At 71.6% G+C, this 17,703-nt stretch carries 20 protein-coding genes; 8 read left to right on the top strand and 12 right to left on the bottom strand.

Annotated elements, in window-relative coordinates; translation table 11 throughout:
• Positions 1-46: 46 nt before the first annotated feature.
• Complete coding sequence (locus tag ACIGXX_RS04345) at positions 47-787, top strand: nitroreductase family protein (protein WP_351155969.1); 741 nt, start codon at positions 47-49, stop codon at positions 785-787.
• A 35-nt stretch (positions 788-822) separates the two neighbouring features.
• Here the strand turns inward: ACIGXX_RS04345 and ACIGXX_RS04340 are convergent, their stop codons facing one another.
• Positions 823-1,737: a LysR substrate-binding domain-containing protein gene (locus ACIGXX_RS04340; protein ID WP_351155972.1), complete on the bottom strand. Its 915-nt coding sequence runs from the start codon at positions 1,735-1,737 to the stop codon at positions 823-825.
• Positions 1,738-2,060: 323 nt separating this feature from the next.
• Between ACIGXX_RS04340 and ACIGXX_RS04335 the strand changes: the two genes are divergently transcribed.
• Genes ACIGXX_RS04335 through ACIGXX_RS04325 form a run of 3 tightly spaced genes read left to right on the top strand, consistent with a single transcriptional unit; the run spans position 2,061 to position 6,178 of the window.
• Positions 2,061-3,167, top strand: a complete 1,107-nt coding sequence (locus tag ACIGXX_RS04335; RefSeq protein WP_383824456.1) for an NAD(P)/FAD-dependent oxidoreductase — start codon at positions 2,061-2,063, stop codon at positions 3,165-3,167.
• 40 nt (positions 3,168-3,207) lie between these two features.
• Entirely contained in the window at positions 3,208-4,605 is a 1,398-nt protein-coding gene (locus ACIGXX_RS04330; protein ID WP_399972562.1) for a 2-oxoadipate dioxygenase/decarboxylase family protein, read from the top strand.
• Between the two features lie 40 nt (positions 4,606-4,645).
• A complete protein-coding gene (locus tag ACIGXX_RS04325; protein ID WP_399972558.1) occupies positions 4,646-6,178 on the top strand; it encodes an aldehyde dehydrogenase family protein in 1,533 nt (510 codons plus the stop codon).
• A gap of 85 nt (positions 6,179-6,263) precedes the next feature.
• Here ACIGXX_RS04325 and ACIGXX_RS04320 read toward each other — a convergent pair whose 3' ends face one another.
• Complete coding sequence (locus tag ACIGXX_RS04320) at positions 6,264-6,389, bottom strand: hypothetical protein (protein WP_344526339.1); 126 nt, start codon at positions 6,387-6,389, stop codon at positions 6,264-6,266.
• Positions 6,390-6,481: 92 nt separating this feature from the next.
• Complete coding sequence (locus ACIGXX_RS04315; protein WP_399972555.1) at positions 6,482-6,787, bottom strand: hypothetical protein; 306 nt, start codon at positions 6,785-6,787, stop codon at positions 6,482-6,484.
• A 197-nt stretch (positions 6,788-6,984) separates the two neighbouring features.
• On the opposite strand from ACIGXX_RS04315, the gene ACIGXX_RS04310 reads away from it, so the two are divergent.
• Complete coding sequence (locus tag ACIGXX_RS04310; RefSeq protein ID WP_351155984.1) at positions 6,985-8,340, top strand: sugar ABC transporter substrate-binding protein; 1,356 nt, start codon at positions 6,985-6,987, stop codon at positions 8,338-8,340.
• On the opposite strand, the gene ACIGXX_RS04305 is transcribed toward ACIGXX_RS04310, so the two are convergent.
• Entirely contained in the window at positions 8,341-9,375 is a 1,035-nt protein-coding gene (locus ACIGXX_RS04305; protein WP_399972552.1) for an endonuclease/exonuclease/phosphatase family protein, read from the bottom strand.
• Positions 9,376-9,547: 172 nt separating this feature from the next.
• Between ACIGXX_RS04305 and ACIGXX_RS04300 the strand changes: the two genes are divergently transcribed.
• Positions 9,548-9,868 carry a cupin gene (locus tag ACIGXX_RS04300; RefSeq protein ID WP_351155987.1) on the top strand — a complete coding sequence of 107 codons (321 nt, stop codon included), beginning with the start codon at positions 9,548-9,550 and terminating at the stop codon, positions 9,866-9,868.
• Between the two features lie 10 nt (positions 9,869-9,878).
• On the opposite strand, the gene ACIGXX_RS04295 is transcribed toward ACIGXX_RS04300, so the two are convergent.
• On the bottom strand, positions 9,879-10,442 hold the full coding sequence (locus ACIGXX_RS04295; RefSeq protein ID WP_399972547.1) for a cysteine hydrolase family protein: 564 nt from the start codon (positions 10,440-10,442) through the stop codon (positions 9,879-9,881).
• Positions 10,443-10,453: 11 nt separating this feature from the next.
• The gene (locus ACIGXX_RS04290) at positions 10,454-10,858 is read right to left on the bottom strand and encodes a Rid family hydrolase (protein ID WP_351155991.1); all 405 of its coding nucleotides are present in this window, start codon (positions 10,856-10,858) and stop codon (positions 10,454-10,456) included.
• Between the two features lie 79 nt (positions 10,859-10,937).
• Here ACIGXX_RS04290 and ACIGXX_RS04285 point away from each other — a divergent pair, with 79 nt between their 5' ends.
• Both ACIGXX_RS04285 and ACIGXX_RS04280 read left to right on the top strand, forming a co-directional pair.
• Positions 10,938-11,564 (top strand): 2'-5' RNA ligase family protein, encoded by a 627-nt coding sequence (locus ACIGXX_RS04285; protein ID WP_399972543.1) that lies wholly within the window; start codon positions 10,938-10,940, stop codon positions 11,562-11,564.
• Between the two features lie 39 nt (positions 11,565-11,603).
• The gene (locus ACIGXX_RS04280) at positions 11,604-11,999 is read left to right on the top strand and encodes an SHOCT domain-containing protein (protein WP_351155995.1); all 396 of its coding nucleotides are present in this window, start codon (positions 11,604-11,606) and stop codon (positions 11,997-11,999) included.
• A 41-nt stretch (positions 12,000-12,040) separates the two neighbouring features.
• On the opposite strand, the gene ACIGXX_RS04275 is transcribed toward ACIGXX_RS04280, so the two are convergent.
• The 6 genes from ACIGXX_RS04275 to ACIGXX_RS04250 all read right to left on the bottom strand — a co-directional run bounded on the left by ACIGXX_RS04275 (position 12,041) and on the right by ACIGXX_RS04250 (position 17,680).
• Positions 12,041-13,300, bottom strand: a complete 1,260-nt coding sequence (locus tag ACIGXX_RS04275; protein ID WP_351155997.1) for a cytochrome P450 — start codon at positions 13,298-13,300, stop codon at positions 12,041-12,043.
• Positions 13,301-13,371: 71 nt separating this feature from the next.
• On the bottom strand, positions 13,372-14,673 hold the full coding sequence (locus ACIGXX_RS04270) for a cytochrome P450 (RefSeq protein ID WP_351155999.1): 1,302 nt from the start codon (positions 14,671-14,673) through the stop codon (positions 13,372-13,374).
• The gene (locus tag ACIGXX_RS04265) at positions 14,670-15,296 is read right to left on the bottom strand and encodes a GTP-binding protein (protein ID WP_399972538.1); all 627 of its coding nucleotides are present in this window, start codon (positions 15,294-15,296) and stop codon (positions 14,670-14,672) included. Before ACIGXX_RS04265 ends, ACIGXX_RS04270 begins: the two co-directional genes overlap by 4 nt.
• Entirely contained in the window at positions 15,274-15,636 is a 363-nt protein-coding gene (locus ACIGXX_RS04260) for a DUF742 domain-containing protein (protein WP_351156003.1), read from the bottom strand. Before ACIGXX_RS04260 ends, ACIGXX_RS04265 begins: the two co-directional genes overlap by 23 nt.
• Entirely contained in the window at positions 15,633-16,079 is a 447-nt protein-coding gene (locus ACIGXX_RS04255) for a roadblock/LC7 domain-containing protein (RefSeq protein ID WP_351156006.1), read from the bottom strand. Before ACIGXX_RS04255 ends, ACIGXX_RS04260 begins: the two co-directional genes overlap by 4 nt.
• Positions 16,076-17,680, bottom strand: coding sequence for an ATP-binding protein (locus ACIGXX_RS04250; protein ID WP_383824236.1), 1,605 nt, complete (start codon positions 17,678-17,680; stop codon positions 16,076-16,078). The genes ACIGXX_RS04255 and ACIGXX_RS04250 overlap by 4 nt, the downstream gene beginning before the upstream one ends.
• Between the last annotated feature and the right edge of the window lie 23 nt (positions 17,681-17,703).

Genomic DNA, 17,703 nt, shown 5'->3' with positions numbered 1-17,703 from the left:
CCAGGTAAACGCCAACGTTTACTTAAGTGATCCTGAGGAGAGCTCCATGAGCGGTCCGGTCAGCACCCAGATACGCACGAGCGAGACACTTACCGGCGGGACGCAGGCCGACGGGACACGCCCGCGGGAGTACGCCGAGCAGCTGATTCGCGGGCGCCGCGCGACCCGCGCGTTCCGACCCGACCCGGTGCCCGAGGACGTTTTGCGCGCGGTCTTCTCCCTCGCCGGCGCCGCGCCGTCCAACTCCAACGCGCAGCCGTGGCGGGTCGAGATCGTCGGCGGCGCACGGCGAGACCGTCTGGCCGACGCCCTGCGGACGGCCCACACCGAGCGACGCGTCACGGCCGACTACCCGTACTCCGAGGACATGTACGCCCCCGTCCACCAGGAACGGCGGGCCGCCTTCGGCGCAGATCTGTACGGAGCGCTGGGCATCGGCCCCGACGACCACCCGGCCCGCGCGGCCTACGACGCGCAGAGCATGGGCTTCTACGGAGCTCCCCACGCCGCGTTTCTGTTCGTCACCGGCGACGGCGGGCCGCGACTGGCCGCCGACGCCGGCGCCTACCTGCAGACGTTGCTTCTGGCCATGACCGCGTACGGCGTGGCCAGTTGCCCGCAGGGTCTGCTCAGCTTCTACGCGGACACCGTCCGCGACGAACTCCGCGTAGACGAAGGGAAGCTGCTCGTGGGGATCTCCTTCGGCTACGCAGACGAGAACGCGCCGGTAAACCAGGTCGCGACCGACCGGGCGGCCCTGGCGGCGACCACCACCTTCCACAACTAGAGTCCGTCGCGAACGGAGAGCCGCGGACGCACGCCCTACGCGTGCGTGACGCGGCGCTGCTCCGCCACCGTCCGCAACACCTCCACCAGGGCCGCCACCGCCGGGCGCCGTTCGGCGGAGGCGCGGCAGACCACGACGACGTGCCGCTCGACCCGTTCGCGCAGCCGCACCACGTCGAAGCGCGAGGCGCGCAGGCCGAGCATCAGCTCGGTCACCGTGCTCACGCCGATACCGGCCTCGACCAGGGCCAGGGTCGCCGCGGTGTCGGTGACTTCGTGCCGCACGTCCGGTTCGATGCCCGCGCGGCGGCAGGCGGTGCGCACGGCGCGGCCGTAATAGCTGCCGGGCGACGGCAGGATCCAGGCCAGGCCCCGGGTATCGGCCAGGGCGGCGCGGTCGCGGCCCTGCATCCAGCCGGTGGGCACCGCGAGGGCGAAGCGCTCGCGGTAGAGCCGGGCCACCCGCAGGGCGGCGTCGCGCGGGATGGGCACGTCCGGGTAGTCGAGGCCGAGCGCCAGGTCGACGCCTCCCGAGGCGACGGCGTCGTACACCTCGTCGACGTCCATGTCGCGGCTGTGCACGGCAAGGTCGGGGTGGGCCGCGTTCATCTGGCGCAGGGCCGGCGGCAGGATCTCGGCGGCGGCCGTGGCGAACAGGCCCACGAGCAGGGTGCCGGAGACCGTGCCGGAGCCGCGCTCCAGCTCCTCGACGGCTTCGGCCTCCGTCGCCAGGATCCGCTCGGCGTGCCGGGCCAGCGTGGTCCCGGCGTCGGTGAGCTCCACCCTGCGGCCCACCCGGCGCAGCAGCGGGGTACCCGCGGCCTTCTCCAGTGCGGCGATCTGCTGGGAGACGCCGCCCGGGGTGTAGCCAAGGGCCTGCGCGACGGCGGTGATGGTGCCGCGCCGAGTCAGCTCGACCAGGGAACGCAGCTGGGAACTCGTCCAATCCATGGAGGAGACCGTATAGAGACCGTCAAAGATCGGGAGCAGGAACTGTTCATGGACGTCAACGGATGGGTTGCGTCACGATGACGGACAGCCGGCTGATCGGCGCCACGCACGTTACTGAGCAAGTACCGAGCACGTACTGACGGCCCATGCCCCGCCCGTGAACTGACGCCTCTTCAGGTACGTCGGTCCGGACGCAGGCCTCTGGAAGGGATCGGCTCTTGTCCTCCTCACCGCGTCCGTCCACCGCCCTCGCCCCCGTCTTCCCCACCGTCTTCCGCGACCTGCCGCCGACCGCCGATGTCGTGATCGTCGGCGGGGGCGTGATGGGCGCCTCCATCGCCTTCCACCTCGCCGAGGCCGGGGTGCGTGACGTCGTCGTCGTCGAACGCGGCGAACTCGCCTGCGGCAGTTCCGGCAAACCGATCGGCGGCGTGCGCGCCCACTTCTCCGACCCGCTCAACATCGAGCTCGGCCATCGGAGCCTGCGCGCCTACCAGGACTTCCCGCACCGGCCCGGAGCCGACATCCGCCTCGACACCGTGGGCTATCTCTTCCTGCTCACCGGCGAGCGACAGGTCGCCGCGTTCACCGAGAGCGTGCGGCTCCAGAACAGCCTGGGCGTGCCCAGCCGCATGATCGACGCCGACGAGGCACGGCGCCTGTGCCCCTACCTGAGCACCGACGGTCTCATGGCCGCCGTGCACTCCCCCACCGACGGACACGCCCGCCCCGGCCTGGTCGTGCACGGCTATGCGGACGCGGCGGCCGGGGCGGGCGTCCGCTTCGCCACGCAGACCCGCGTCACCGGCATGGACACCACCGGCGACCGCGTCAGCGCCGTGCACACCGACCGCGGCACCGTCGCCTGCTCCACCGTGATCTGTACGGCGGGCGCCTGGTCCGCCCGGATCGGCGCCATGGTCGGCATCGACCTCCCCGTACGGCCGGTGCGCCGCCAACTGGTCTTCACCGAACGGCTTTCGCCCGCCGCCCCGCGAATCCCCTTCACCATCGACTTCACTTCATCGGCGTACTTCCACAACAGTGACGACGGCCTGCTGTTCGGCCTCGCCGACCCCCGCCAGCCCGACGGCTTCGACACCACGTGGACCCCGGAGTGGCTCGACCTGTTCCAGGACGTCGTACGCCATCGCGCCCCCGCCCTCGCCGAGATGCCGATCGCCGACGGGTGGGCGGGCCTGTACGAGGTCACGCCCGACCACAACGCACTGATCGGCCGCTCCGGCGAGCTGCCCAACTTCCTCTACGCCACCGGGTTCTCGGGCCACGGCTTCCTCCAGGCCCCCGCCGTGGGCGAGATCGTGCGCGACCTGCACCTGGAGCGCACGCCGTGCGTGGACGTCGCGCCACTGAGCGCCGACCGCTTCCGGAACGGAGCCGCGATCCGCCCCGAGGCCCACGTCGTATGACCCCTACCTCCCATCCGACCGCTCGAAAGGCAGACCTCCCATGATCAGCCAGTGGCAGCTGCGGGCCGCTTTCGCCGCACGGCTCTCGGAGATGTACGGGCGGGAAGTCCCCGCCTACAACACGCTCGTGGACGTCTCGCGCGAGGTCAACGAGGACACCCTGCGCGCGCAGGGCGCCGAGGCCGAACGGCTCGGCTCCATCGGCCGGGTCACCGCGGAGCGGCACGGCGCGATCCGCGTGGGCACCCCCACCGAACTGCGGCATGTCGCCCGGATCTTCGGCGCGCTCGGCATGCGCCCGGTCGGCTTCTACGACTTGCGGGAGGCGGCGGCGAGCGCGGTGCCGGTCGTGTCGACGGCGTTCCGCCCGGTGGACGCCGAGGAGTTGGCGCGCAATCCCTTCCGCGTCTTCACCTCGCTGCTCACGCCCGCGGACCCGCGCTTCTTCGACGCCGATCTGCGCTCCCGCCTGGAGACGTTCCTCGCCGGGCGCGAGCTGTTCCCGCCGGAGCTGCTCTCGCTCGCCGACCGGGCCGAGGCCGAACGCGAACTGCCCGATGCGCAGGCCGAGCGCTTCCTCCATCTCGCCGTGCAGGCCTTCGAGTTGTCGGCCGAGCCGATCGACCAGGCCTGGTACGAGGAGCTGGAGAGGGTCTCCGCGGTCGCCGCGGACATCGGCGGCGTCCGCTCCACCCACATCAACCACCTCACCCCGCGCGTCCTGGACATCGACGATCTGTACCGGCGGATGACCGACCGCGGCATCGAGATGATCGACACCATCCAGGGCCCGCCCGCCTGGAAGGGCCCCGACCTGCTGCTGCGCCAGACGTCCTTCCGCGCCCTGGCCGAACCGCGCGCCCTGCGCCAGGCCGACGGCAGCGTGACGCGCGGCGCCCTGCGGGTGCGGTTCGGCGAGGTCGAGGCCCGTGGCATCGCCCTCACCCCCGCGGGCCGCGCGCTCTACGACCGTCTGCTCACCCTCGTCGACGACGAGGCCGCCCGGCGCCCCGCGGCCGACCGCACCGAACTGGCCCGCACCCTCTGGGCCACGCACGTACCCGCCACCGAACGCGAGCTAGCCGCACGGGAGCTGGCCTACTTCACCTACCGCGCCGCACCCGACCGTCCACGCGACGGCACCCAACCCCCCACCACGATCGGCGAGTTGGAGAGCAGAGGCTGGGTGCGGGCCGAACCAGTCGTCTACGAGGACTTCCTGCCCCGGTCCGCCGCCGGCATCTTCCAGTCCAACCTCAGCGGCGAGGGCTCCCTGGACACCGAGCAGGAAGGCGCCGCGTACGACAGCGACTGGCTCTCCGGCGCCGTCGACCGCGAGGTCCTCGACCCGTTCGCCCTGTACGAGCGCCAGCAGAGCCTCTCGATCACCCAGGCCGGGCACGGCCTGGGCCTGGCCCTCGACGACACCCGTGACTGAACCCTCCACCTCCACCCGCACACCTCACCCAGGGAGCACCATGACCGGCACCACCGCCCTGCCCAGCACCGACGACCTGCGCGCGCGTGCCCGCACGAGCCTGCGGCGCATCGGTGCGACCGTCCCGGAGGGCAGTGACTTCCAGGCGCGTACGCCCATCACCGGCGAGGAGCTGTTCGGCTTGACCGCGGCGACCGCCGCCGACGCCGAGGACGCCGTCGCCGCCGCCCATGAGGCGTTCCTCGCCTGGCGCGCCACTCCGGCGCCTCGCCGGGGTGAACTCGTACGCCGCCTGGGCGAGTTGCTGCGCGAGCACAAGAGCGAGCTGGCCGACCTGATCACCATCGAGGCGGGCAAGATCCGCTCGGAGGCGCTGGGCGAGGTCCAGGAGATGATCGACATCTGTGACTTCGCGGTCGGGCTCTCGCGCCAGCTCTACGGCCGCACCATCGCCTCCGAGCGCCCCGGCCACCGTCTCGCCGAGACCTGGCACCCGCTGGGCGTGGTCGGCGTGATCTCCGCGTTCAACTTCCCCGCCGCTGTGTGGTCATGGAACACCGCGGTGGCGCTCGCCTGCGGCGACACCGTGGTCTGGAAGCCGTCCGAGCTGACGCCGCTGATCTCGCTGGCCTGCGACCGGCTCCTTGCCCTGGCCGCGCAAGAGGTCGGCGCCCCCGCCGACGTGCACCGTCTGCTGCTCGGCGACCGCACGGTGGGCGAGCGCCTCGTCGACGACCCGCGGATCGCGCTCGTCAGCGCCACCGGCTCCACCCGCATGGGCCGCGAGCTCGGCCCGCGCGTGGCGGCCCGGTTCGGACGCAGCCTGCTCGAACTCGGCGGCAACAACGCCGCGGTCGTGGCGCCCTCGGCGGACCTGGACCTCGCGGTGCGGGGCATCGTCTTCTCCGCGGCGGGCACGGCGGGCCAGCGGTGCACCACGCTGCGCCGCCTGATCGTCCACCGCGACATCGCCGACACCCTGGTCGCACGCCTGGCGGCGGCGTACACGAAGCTCCCCATCGGCGACCCGTTCGACGAGAGCACCCTCGTCGGCCCGCTCATCTCCCCCACCGCCCTCGACGGGATGCGGGACGCGCTCGCCCGCGTCCAGGCGCAGGGCGGCAAGATCCTCGCCGGCGGCAACCGGCGCCTTGCGGATGCGGCGCCGCGGTCCGCGTACGCCGAACCGGTCGTCGTCCGAGTCGACGAACAGACCGACGTCGTACGTCAGGAGACCTTCGCGCCCATCTTGTACGTCCTGACCTACGACACCCTGGAGGAGGCCATCACTCTGCACAACGACGTCCCGCAGGGACTCTCCTCCAGCATCTTCACCCGCGACCAGCAGGAGGCCGAGCTCTTCTTGTCCTCCGAGGGCTCCGACTGCGGCATCGCCAACGTCAACATCGGCACGTCAGGTGCCGAGATCGGGGGCGCGTTCGGCGGCGAGAAGGAGACGGGCGGGGGTCGCGAGTCCGGCTCGGACGCCTGGCGCGCGTACATGCGCCCGGCGACGAACACCATCAACTACTCGAGCAACCTCGCCCTGGCCCAGAACGTGAGTTTCCTCTAGGCGACAGAACGGGCGCAGTGCGGCGCCCCTCGGAATGGGGGTTGCCGAGGGGCGCCGTTGAACGCTGTCAGGGCTGTTCAGGCCCTCAAAGGTCGCGCCGGAAGAACTCGACGATCACCGCCCACAGGGCGCGGCCCACCAGGGCCGCTGTGATACGTGTCGCGAGGTCCTGCCCCACCTTTGTCCGCATGGACGACTTGCGCTCGGCCATATCTCCTCCTCTCGGTGCCGGGGCGCACGAATCGGCCGCCTGGTGACGGCCAACCCCGCGCGCCCCTCCCCCAACGCGAGAAGCAGACGGACTCAACATACCGATGGGTCACGGGTGTTCGGAAGCACGCCGCCGTCCTCCACGAGGCGAACCAGCGCACCGTGGACGGAACCTCTCGTGCCTCGGCCGAGCCATCCCTCGACGCTGCGATGCCGGCCCAACCCCACGGCATCGAACTCGTCCTCGCCTGCGCCCGCCACCACGCCCAGCCGCCGCAGCGCCTGAGACCGGTCCGGCCGCAGGCCCTGCCCGATCGAAGCCAGCCGCGCGGCGGGCAGATCCTGCGAGGCGGTGCGCGACACCCGGCCGCCGATGACTGCTTGTAGGTCGTATCCCATCCCGGCATCTTCCCGGAGCAAGTTTGTCAGATGCGTTGACGAACCAACTACCTGCTCCTAGCTTCGATTCGCCGCGCTTCGTATGTCATATACGAGACGCGGTATGTCATACGCGGTGTACGCACGGGCCGTTGGCTCAGCCGACCAGAGTTCAGATCCGAAGTTCAGAGCAAGAGTTCAGAGGAGGAGAACCCACCATGAGTTCCCGCATCCGCAAGGGCCCCCGTCGTTCCACCCCTGCCGCCGCCATAGCCCTGTCCCTCCTCCTCGGCGTCACCGCCACCGCGTGCGGGGACGACGGCTCGGGCATCGCGGGCGACGCGGGCAGCGAGGGGTCCGGTAAGGGGACCATCACCTTCTGGGACAACAACACGGCCGTCCGTCGGGGCATTTGGCTGGAGATCATCAAGGACTTCGAGAAGAAGTACCCGGACATCAAGGTCGATTACGTCGGCGTCCCCGCCGAGAACGCCCAGTCGAAGTACGACAACTCCATTCAGGGCGGCGGCCTGCCGGACGTCGGCGGTGTCGGCGCCGCCATGCTCGCCGCGATCGCCGCCCAGGGTGCGCTGGAGCCGCTGGATGACCGGTTGGCCGAGAGTCCTCTGGACGGCGAGCTCAGCAAGAGCATGCTCGCGTCGACGACTTCGGCGGGCGGCACGTCGCAGCTGCTCATGGTCCCGACCTCCGCGAACAACGGTGTCATGTACTACCGCACCGACCTCTTCAAGGCCGCCGGTCTGGAGGCGCCGACCACCTGGAAGAAGTTCTACGCAGCGGCCGACCGCCTCACCGCCAAGGACGAGAACCAGTTCGGCTACACCATCCGCGGCGGTGTGGGGTCCATCGCCCAGGCCCTGGACGCGATGTACGGACAGAGCGGCATCAAGTCCTTCTGGAACGCGGACGAGACGAAGACCACGGTCAACGACCCGAGGAACGTCGCGGCCCTGGAGAAGTACGCGGCCCTCTACAAGAAGACGACCCCGGCCGCCGACCTCAACAACAACTTCACGCAGATGGTCGCCCAGTGGGACGGCGGCCGGATCGGCATGCTCAGCCACAACCTGGGCTCCTACCAGGACCACGTGAAAGCCCTCGGCCCCGGAAAGTTCCGCGGTCTGCCGAACCCGAAGGCGACGGGCGGCAAACGCGTCCAGGTGTCCAATCCGATCGACGGACTCTCGATCTTCAAGACCAGCACCAAAAAGAAGGCCGCGTGGAAGTTCATCGAGTTCGCCTCCTCGCACGAGGCGAGCTCGAAGTTCAACGAGTCCGCCGGCCTGATCCCCGCCAACAAGAAGGCCGTCAAGGACGCCTGGGTCGAGAAGTCCGAGCCGACGCGCCTGGCCGCCGAGGCACTCGACTCCCCCGCCACCACGATCGTTCAGCTGCCGTACTACCTGCCGGACTGGAACACGATCTCCAAGGCCGAGAACGAACCCGCCTTCCAGAAGGTCCTGCTCGGCAAGACCGGCGCGAAGGACTTCCTGGACGACCTCGCCGACCAGCTCAACACCGCGCAGGCCGACTGGCGGCGGCAGAGCTCCTGATCAGGGGGCGAAGGTGAGGTCGGCGGCGACGGGCAGGTGGTCGCTTCCGGTGGCGGGCAGCGACCGGACGTGGGTGACCGTCGCCGCGCGGGCCATGACGTGGTCGATGCGGGACACGGGGAAGGCGGCGGGCCAGCTGAAGTCGAAGTCCCGGGCCACCGAGTCCATTCGCGTGAGGACCGGGTCCAGTCCGCGGTCGTCCACCGTGCTGTTGAGGTCGCCCAGGAGGATCAACCGGTCCAGCCTCTCGGCGGCCAGCTCCGCGCCCAGCAGAGCGGCGCTCTCGTCGCGCCGGCCGGAACTGAATCCGCTCAACCGCACCCGCACCGAGGGCAAGTGGGCGACGTACACCGCGACATCGCCCCACGGTGTACGCGCCTTCGCCCGCACCCCGCGGTTCCAGTCCCTCCCGACCCCCTCCGGCCTGATGTCCACCGTCCGGATGTCCGTGAGCGGGAACTTCGACCAGAGGCCGACCGTGCCCCGCACCGCCCGGTGGGGATAGCTCGGCGCCAGAACTCTGTCGTACACCGGCAGCGCGGAGGACGTCAGCTCCTCCAGGGCGATGAGGTCCGGTCCGGAGTCGATCAGGGCGCGGGCGGTGCCCGCGGGGTCGGTGTTCACGTCGCTGACGTTGTGCTGGACCGCCGTGATGTCGTGGGCGCCGCGGTCCCCGGCTGCCACCCGCCCGCCGAAGAGGGTGGCCCAGACGGCGGCGGGCAGCAGCAGGGCCACCAGCGCGACGGCCGAGCGGCGCAGCAGGGCCAGGACGAGCAGCAGGGGAACGGCGAGGCCGAGCCAGGGCAGGAAGGTCTCCAGGAGGCTGCCGATGCGGCCGACGGTGTTGGGCACGGCGGAGTGGAAGGCCAGCAGTCCCCCGGTCAGCACGGCGAGCGCGGCGAGAATCCGGCCGCGCGCCCAGGGCGAGCGGCCTGTCGCCTCCGCGCCCCAGCGCAGCCAGGCGCCGCGGGGCAGGTGTCGCCGAAGCCGTGCGGTCCGCCTCCCCGGCACCGCGCCGCTGTCCGCCCGCTCCACCCGCTTCCCCTCCGTATCCCCGCTCCCTCGGCCGTGAGCGCGACGTGCCCGGTAGGACGCCACCATCGGGTGATCGGGTTCCGGCTGCCGGATGCGGCCCGCACGGGCAGCGGGAACACTGGGGGACGCGTGCCCGCACCCACGCACACGCGCTCCGTCGAAGGGACCTACCGTGGCCGATCTCTACGCCCTCGTCGGAGAGCATCTCGAGAAGGCCCGCACCGCCGCCCACGGGCGCAGCGCCGAGCTGCTCCTGCACGACGGTCCGCTGCGGCAGAGCCTCATCGTGCTCACCACCGGAACCGAGCTCAGCGAGCACGACACGCCCACGGCCGCGACCCTGTTCGTCCTGCGCGGCCGGGTCGGGCTCACCTCGGAGAGCGGTGTGCTGGAACTGGGCGAGGGCGAGTTCGCTCCCATCCCGCACGAGCGGCACGGCCTGACCGCGCTCGACGACTCCGCCGTGATCCTGACGGCCGTCACCGAGGTCTGAGCGGGCGGTGCTACCCCGGTGCGACGGCCTTGACCCACTCCTCGACGGCGAGCACCTGCGCCCACTGCGGGAACAGCTTCCGGGTCAGGGTCTCGTGCACATCGGGGTCCAGGTCGAGGCAGGCGTCCGCCAGGACGGTCAGCCCGATGTCCCGGTCGTTGGCGTGACACGCGGTGTGCAGCACTACGCCGCTGGTGGCGATGCCGGTGAGAACCAGGCTGTCGATGTCCCGGGCCCTGAGCACCAGGTCGAGGTCGCTGCCGGAGAACGCGCTCGCGCGTCGTTTGACGACCACCGGGTCGCCCGGCCGGGGCGCGATGTCGGGGTGGATCTCGGTGCCGGGCTCACCCTCGGTGAACAGGCCCGCCTGTACGACGGTGGTGAGCACCTTGCTGCGGGCGCTGACTTCCGGCCGGCCGGGCCGTAGCTCCATCACCACGTAGATCACGGGGATGTCCGCCGCACGGGCTCCCTCGATCGCCCGGCGCAAGCGCGGCAGATATCCGGAGCCGTCGTCGGCGAGGTCCACCACGTCGCGCTGGACGTCCATCACGAGGAGGGCGCTGTTCTCCATGCCTGTCGTCACTACGGCCGCACCGCCACCGCGTCGACCTCGAACAGCATCCCCGGCAGCGCGAGAGAAGCCACACCGCTCAGTGTCTGGGCCGGCAGCCGGTCGCCGAAGCGGGCCTCAAGCGCCTTGCCCAGGACCTCCAGCTTCTCCAGGTCGTGGTCGACGATGAAGGTGCCGAGCCGGACCACGTGTTCGTAGCCGAGGCCGACCCCTTCCAGGGCCGACCGCAGCCTGTCGAAGGCCAGGTCCACCTGGGCGGCGAAGGCGCCGGGCACGGGGGCGCCGGTCGCGTCGGAGGCGTACTGGCCGCCGATGAAGACGAGTTCGCCGGGTGCCGAGACGGCGTGGCTGTAGCCGAACGGTGTCGGGTCGTGGAGGGTGTCCGGGTTGGTGATCGTGCGCTGATCGGTCGTCATGTCTCGTCGAACATCGTGCGGGGGCCCGCCCATTCCGCGAGTGCGGGGGCAATCTCCGCCGGTGCGATCATGGCGCGTGATGAACGTCGACGCAGAGCGTGCCGAGCGCGAGCCCGCGGTGGTCGGGTGGCCGGACGTACCGGGTGACACCGCGCTCACCATCAAGGTCCCCGAAGCCGATCCGCTGCTCCGGGCGGGCTTTCCCGCCCATGTGACGGTGCTCTACCCCTTCGTCCACGAGAGCCGTCTGGACACCGCGGCCCACCGCGATCTGGCCGCTCTCTTCGCCGGACACGACGCCTTCACCCTGACGTTCGCCGAGTTCGCCCGCTATCCCGGGGTGCTCTACCTCGATCCGTGGCCGCACGCCCCGGTCACCGCCCTGGCCAAGGACCTGACCCGGCGCTGGCCCGAGGCCGTGCCCTACCGGGGGATATTCGACACCCCGCTCGCCCCGCATCTGACGGTCGCGAACAGTGAGGGCCCCGCCACCCAGGACGCCGCGTACGACGCGCTGCAGGCCGATCTTGAGCCCTTCTTGCCGTTGACCTGCCGTGTCCGCGAGGTGCACCTGATCGTCTGGGACGGCACGCGCTGGCAGGACCGCACCGCGTATCCCCTCGGTCTTCGGCCGGGCGGCGGCCCACCGCCCGAGATGCAGGACTCCCGTTTCAGGGATATGCCTGACTCATCTGACCGGAAGTGATTCCGCGACCTCGCGGACTCCGCGAAAGGGGCATCCGCCGTGGACGACTACCCGCTCCTGAACCTGTTCCTGACCATGCTCTATCTGTTCCTGTGGATCATGTGGTTCTTCCTGCTGTTCAAGGTGATCACCGACCTGTTCCGTGACCACACGCTCAGCGGCTGGTGGAAGGCGGGCTGGCTCATCTTCGTGCTGGTCCTCCCCTTCCTCGGCGTCCTCGTGTACCTCATCGTCCGCGGCCGCAGCATGGGCGAGCGGGACGTGGCCCAGGCCAAGCAGCAGGAACAGGCGTTCCGCAGCTACGTACAGAAGGCGGCCGGTTCCGGCCCGGGCGACGGCCACGTCGACGAGCTGGCGAAGCTCGCCGAACTGAGGAAGAACGGCGACATCACCACCGAGGAGTACGAGAAGGCCAAGGAGAAGGTCCTGGCCTGAGCGGTGCTTCCGGGGTCCCGACGGCCACCCCCGCTGACCGGTTACGGCCGCCGGGCCCCCACTCGCACGGGCAGCTTCTGCACGCTGTTCCCCACGAATGAGGCGTGGCGGGGCAGTGCGGCCTCCGGGACGGCGAGGTCCAGGTCGGGGAAGCGGCTGAACAGCTGCTCCAGGGCGATCGTGGCCTCCATGCGGGCCAGCGGGGCGCCCATGCAGAAGTGTGCGCCATGGCCCAGGGACAGGTGCCGGGTGGCGGTGTTGTCGCGGGTGATGTCGAAGCGGTCGGCGTCGGTGCCGTGGGCCTGCTTGTCGCGGCCCGCCGCGGAGTAGCCGGCCAGTACGGGGGTGCCCTGGGGGATGACCGTGCCGTCGAGCGTGAGGTCGCGGGTCGGGTACCGGAAGGGGAAGTAGCTGACGGGGCTGTCCCAGCGCAGGGTCTCCTCCACCACGTCGGCCCACGCCACCTTGCCGGCCTTGGCCAGGGCGAGCTGCTCGCGGTGGGTGCACAGGGCGCGTACGGCGTTGGTGATCAGGTTCAGGGTGGTCTCGTGCCCGGCGATGATCGTGAGCATCAGGGTGCCGATCAGCTCGTGCGGGCTGAGCCGGTCGCCGTTCTCCTCCCGGGCCGCGATCAGGGCGGTGGTGAGGTCGTCTCCCGGGCTCGCGGCGCGGGCGGCGGCGACCGCGCCGAGGACTTCCACCATCTCCCGGTTGGCGGCCATCGCCTCTGCGGGGCCGATGTCGGTGGCGACGATCTGGTTCGACAGGTGGTGGAGGCGGTCGTGGTACTCGGCGTCCACGCCCAGGAGCTCGCAGATGACTCCCATGGGAAGCGGCAGCGCGAAGTGCTTGCGCAGGTCCGCGATGCCGTCGCCCGCGGCGGCCTCTTCCAGGTCGTCGAGCAGCTGGGTGGTCAGGGTCGTGATCCGCGGCTGGAGCTCCGCCACCCGGCGCGGTGTGAACGCCTTGCCCATCAGGGAGCGCAGCCTGCGGTGGTCGGTGCCGTCGGCGGTGGTCATGCCCTGCACCGTCGCGAATGTCTTCAGCGGCCAGCCGTCGGCTATCTCGCCGGCCTGCAGGGCGGCGAAGTGCTGTGCGTTCTTGGCGACATCGGGGTGCGCGAGGAACTCCTTGAGCGCGTCGTGGCCGAGGACCGCCATGCCCTGTACGTCACCGGGCAGGACGACCGACGCCACGGCGCCGCGCGCCAGGAGGCGGGCGTTGTCCGCGTGCGGGCAGCCGCCGGCCGGGTCGAAGCGGTACGGCTGGTCGGCTGCGGTGTTCGCCGGTGACGTGTTCAACGGGGCTCTCCTGGTCGAGGGGGCGTCGAGGGGGCGGGGCGGGCGCGCTGCGCAGGTGGCGGCGTGGCCGGTCAGAGGACGGGCTGGGGCTCCGGCGAGGGGGCCGGGTGCTGGGGCAGGACAGGGGCGGTGAAGCTGACGGGGAGGGCGGCCAGTCCCCTGCTCCAGGGCGACTTGATCCACTGAAGATCGCTCTGCGGGATGGCCAGTTCGAGGTCGGGCAGCCGGTGGCGGATCGTGTCCACGGCGGTGCGGGTGATGAGCCGGGCCGGGTCCTGGGCGGGGCAGATGTGCGGGCCCGCGCCGAAGGCCAGGTGGGAGCGGTTGCCCACGACCGGTGTGCCGTCGTCCGGGAGGATCTGCGGGTCCGCGTTGGCGCCGGCCAGACCGAGGATGAGCATGTCGCCGGTGCGGATGGACTGCCCGCCGAAGGTCATGTCGCGGGTGGCGTAGCGGGCGGGGAAGTTCTGGGTGGGCGGGAAGCGCCACAGCACCAGGTCGAGCGCGTCGTCCACGCTGAGGTGGCCGCCGGTCAGCGAGGAGCGGAACTGCGGGTCGCACAGCAGGATGCGCAGGGTGGTGGCGATCCAGTTGACGGTGGTCTGGTTGCCCGCGACGAACATGACCACGAGGTTGTGCAGGACCTCTTCGTCGGTGAGCCGGGCCGGGTGGTGCAGCAGGGCCGATGTGATGTCGTTGCCGCGGCGGCGCCGCTTCTCCTCGATGAGCTGGAGCAGGATCGCGCCCATGCGCTTGCTGGCGTCGGCGGAATCAGCGGTGGCGGCGACCGTTCCGGCGACGGCCTCCACCAGGTGGCGGCCGGTCTGTTCGTCCACGCCGAGCAGCGCGGTGATGACGCGCATCGGCAGCTTGCGCGCGTAGTCGGCCACCAGGTCGGCCTCGCTGCGCTCGGCGAACGAGACGATCACCCGCTCGGCCTCGGCCCGCACGGAGCGCCGCAGTTCGTGGCCGTTGATCCCGGCGAGCGCGGCGGAGACGGCCGCGCGCATCCGCCGGTGCTGCTGTCCGTCGGCGAACAGCAGGGCGGGCCGCCAGCCGACCATGGGCAGGATCGGCGAGTCGGCGGGCACCCGGCCCTCCCGCAGCAGGCTCCAGCGGCGCGGATCGTGCGAGAAGTCCTGCTCGTCGCGGGTCAGTTGGAGCACTTCGCGGTGGCCGATGACGAGCCAGGCGTCGACGCCGGGGGCGATGGCGACGGGGGCCACCGGTCCATGGGCGCCGCGCAGTTGCTCGTACAGGGCGGGCAGGGCGTCGCCGTCGAGGTCGGGTCCGTACAGCGCGGTCACCGGCGCCGGGGCTCCGGTGACCGGGCAGCGGGTGGGCGGCCCGGCCGCGGGGTGGGGCGAGGTCATGAGGTCTCCGTGGCGACGTGGATGAGGTGGCTGACGAGGGCGATCAGGGCCCGGACCGAGGACGCGGGGTCGCGTGCGTCGCAGGCCACCACGGGGGTGTCGGGGAGCAGGTCGAGGGCGGCGCGCAGGTCGTCGGCGCTGTGCCGGGGGCTGTCGGGGAAGACGTTGACGGCCACCGCGAAGGGCAGTCCGAGCTCCTCCAGGTTGCCCAGGGCGTCGAAGGACGCCTCCAGGTCACGCGTGTCCACCAGGGCAAGCGCGCCGAGCGAGCCCTTGGCCAGGTCCCGCCACGCGGGCAGGAAGCGCTGCTGGCCGGGGGTGCCGAACAGGTAGAGCACCAGCTCCCCGTCGATGGTCATCCGGCCGAAGTCCAGGGCCACGGTGGTGGTCGTCTTGCCGTCGGCCACGACGGTGTCGACCCGGGCGCCCGCCTGGGTCATGACGGCCTCGGTGGACAGGGGTTTGATCTCCGAGACGGTGCCGATGATGGTGGTCTTGCCCACCCCCAGCGGTCCGACGACCAGGATCTTGGCGGCGCCCGCGACGCTGGAGGTGAGGTACTTCCCGGAGCCGGCTGGTCGCGGGTCCCGGGACGGCGCGTCAGAGGCGGCTTTCGAGACCATGGAGGACCTTTCTGAGCATGGTCACATCGGTGTGTTCGGCCGGGGGCACGGGCGGGCGGGTCACGATGAGCCCCCATTCGAGGAGATCGCAGAGCAGCACCTGGACGACCGAAGGGGGCTGGCCGATGTGGGCGGCCACCTCGGCCACCGAGAGGAGTCCCTGGCAGTGCGCCAGGATGGTCTGGTGCTCGGGCTGGAGCGACGCGGGAAACGCCGCGTCCGTCGCCATCACCAGGGACTCCCAGGCCAGCGCCTCGGTGTCGGATGCCGCCCGCCCGCGCGTGATCACGTACGGGCGGACCGCCGAGGCCGTCGGCTCCTCCGGCCGCGGGTCCGTCATGACGCCGCGGCGGCCGGATCCCGCGGCTGGCTGCTCAGGTGCGCGCCGATCTTCACCACGAGCAGCTGCATCTGCTGGGCCACCAGGCCCACGTCCGCGTCCAGGTCGGTGGCGACCCCCAGGTGCGCGCCCACACCGGCGTGCGTGAACAGCACGAACCCGTGGTCGGACTCCAGCATCAACTGCCGTACGCCGGCGCCGGACCCGAAGAGGAGCGAGGTCGTGGAGCGGCCCGTCATGGTCATCGCCGCGCAGGCCGCGGAGAGGGACTCGGCTTCGGCGACGCTCAGGTCGGCGACGGGCCCGGAGAGGTTCTCGGCGGATGCGTGTCCGAGCCGCAGGCCGTCCTCGGAGACCACCACGCTGTGCCGGACCCCGGGGATCTCGATCAGCGGGCGGAGCATCCAGCCCAGGTCGGGAAGGGGGTTGATGATTCCGGTCACGGCCGGCCTCCGTCATGCTCGTCGGGGGTGGGGGGTTGCGACGGTGTCGCGGTCTGCGGGGGCTGGGCCGACGGGTCCGCGTCCCGCGCGGAGGCCTGGTCCGCGTCGAGGGCCGCGCGGCCGCGCAGCGAACCGGACACCACGCTGGCGATCGACGCGCGCGCCGCCTCCGGCGTCCAGGGGGTCGCGGGTGCGGCCGGGGGCGCCTGCCGCTGCTCCGGCATCGGCCTACGGGCCGCGGTGGCCGGGGCCGCTTGGCGGCGGTTCCTGCGCCGGGGCAGGCCGACCGGTGTCTCGCTCGCGGGGGGCGTGACCGGTGCGGCCCGGACGGACAGTTCCAGGTGCTCGGCCGGGTCGTGCCGTTCGTGCACGTGCGCGGGAGGGCCCAGGGGGTCGGGCTCGGCGGCCTGTTGCGGCGCGGTCGCCTGGGCGCTGATGCGGTGGGATCCCGTGAGGTGCGAGGGCGGTTCGGTCAGCAGCCGGAACGGCACGAACGTCACCGCGCGCGTGCCGCCGTAGGCAGAGGCCCCGCTCAGCTCCACGTTGAAGCCCAGCTCCCGGCTCCAGCGGCCCACGCAGGCCAGGCCCAGTCGGGGCACCGCGCCGAGGCGGGCCAGGTCCTGGTCGTCGCGGAGCTGGCCCATCGCCCGGTGCAGCACGTCCGGCGGCATCCCGAGCCCGCCGTCGTCGATCTCCAGGACCGCTCCGGCGCCCACCTCGCGGATGGTGACGACGACTTGGGAGCGCGAGGGCGAGAACACCGTGGCGTTCTCCAGGAGTTCGGCGATGGCGTGCATCAGGCCCTCCACCGCGGGCGGCACCGCGTAGAGCGTCTGGCCGCCGTGCACCTCGATCCTGCTGTACTCCACGATCCGCGACTGTGCGCCGCGTACGCAGTCGTACAGCGAGACCGGCCGTGTCTCGCGGCGCGCGGGCCAGATGCCGCACATCACCAGGAGCGTCTGGGCCTTGCGGGTCATCTGCGCGGCCGCGTGGTCGGCCTTCATCACCTCGCCCATGAGGTGCGGGTCGTCGATGGAGCGCTCGACGCGGTCCAGGACCTGCTGCTGCACGGTGGCCATCGCGTGCATGGTGCGTGCGACGGACTCGAAGGCGGCCTGCACCGAGTCCCGCAGGCCGCGCTCGCGGCGTACCGCCTCGTCCGAGCCCAGCGCGACGGCCACGGCCGCCAGCGCCCGCGCGAACTCCTCACCGGTCTCCCCCGGCGGTGCCAACGGCCCCGGCACACCCTCCAGTCGCTGCCCGGCGCGCACCCGCTCCGCGATCGCCGGGAGCCGCACACCGGCGAGGTGCGTCACCTCGGCCTGCCGAGCCGCGGCAAGCCGTTCCTGCCGGGCCCGGTCGGCCCGTTCGGCGGACAGCTGCCGGACCAGCACGAGCACCCAGGCGAGCAGCAGCACCGCGACCGCGGCGCAGCCGCCGGCCAGCACCTGTCGCCACTCGGCCGCCGCGTCGAGCGCGGCGAGCACCGCTCCCGCGGCCGCGAGCACCACGGCCAACAGCCACACCACGGCCTCGCGGCCCACGGATCCGCGCTTGAGACGGCTCACCACGGCGCACTTGACCCGGCGATCCTGCACACCTTCACCACAACGAACGAACC

It is taken from the genome of Streptomyces sp. NPDC055243 (assembly GCF_044544025.1).
GTDB lineage: Bacteria > Actinomycetota > Actinomycetes > Streptomycetales > Streptomycetaceae > Streptomyces.
This window is presented reverse-complemented; position numbering and strand designations above follow the sequence as displayed.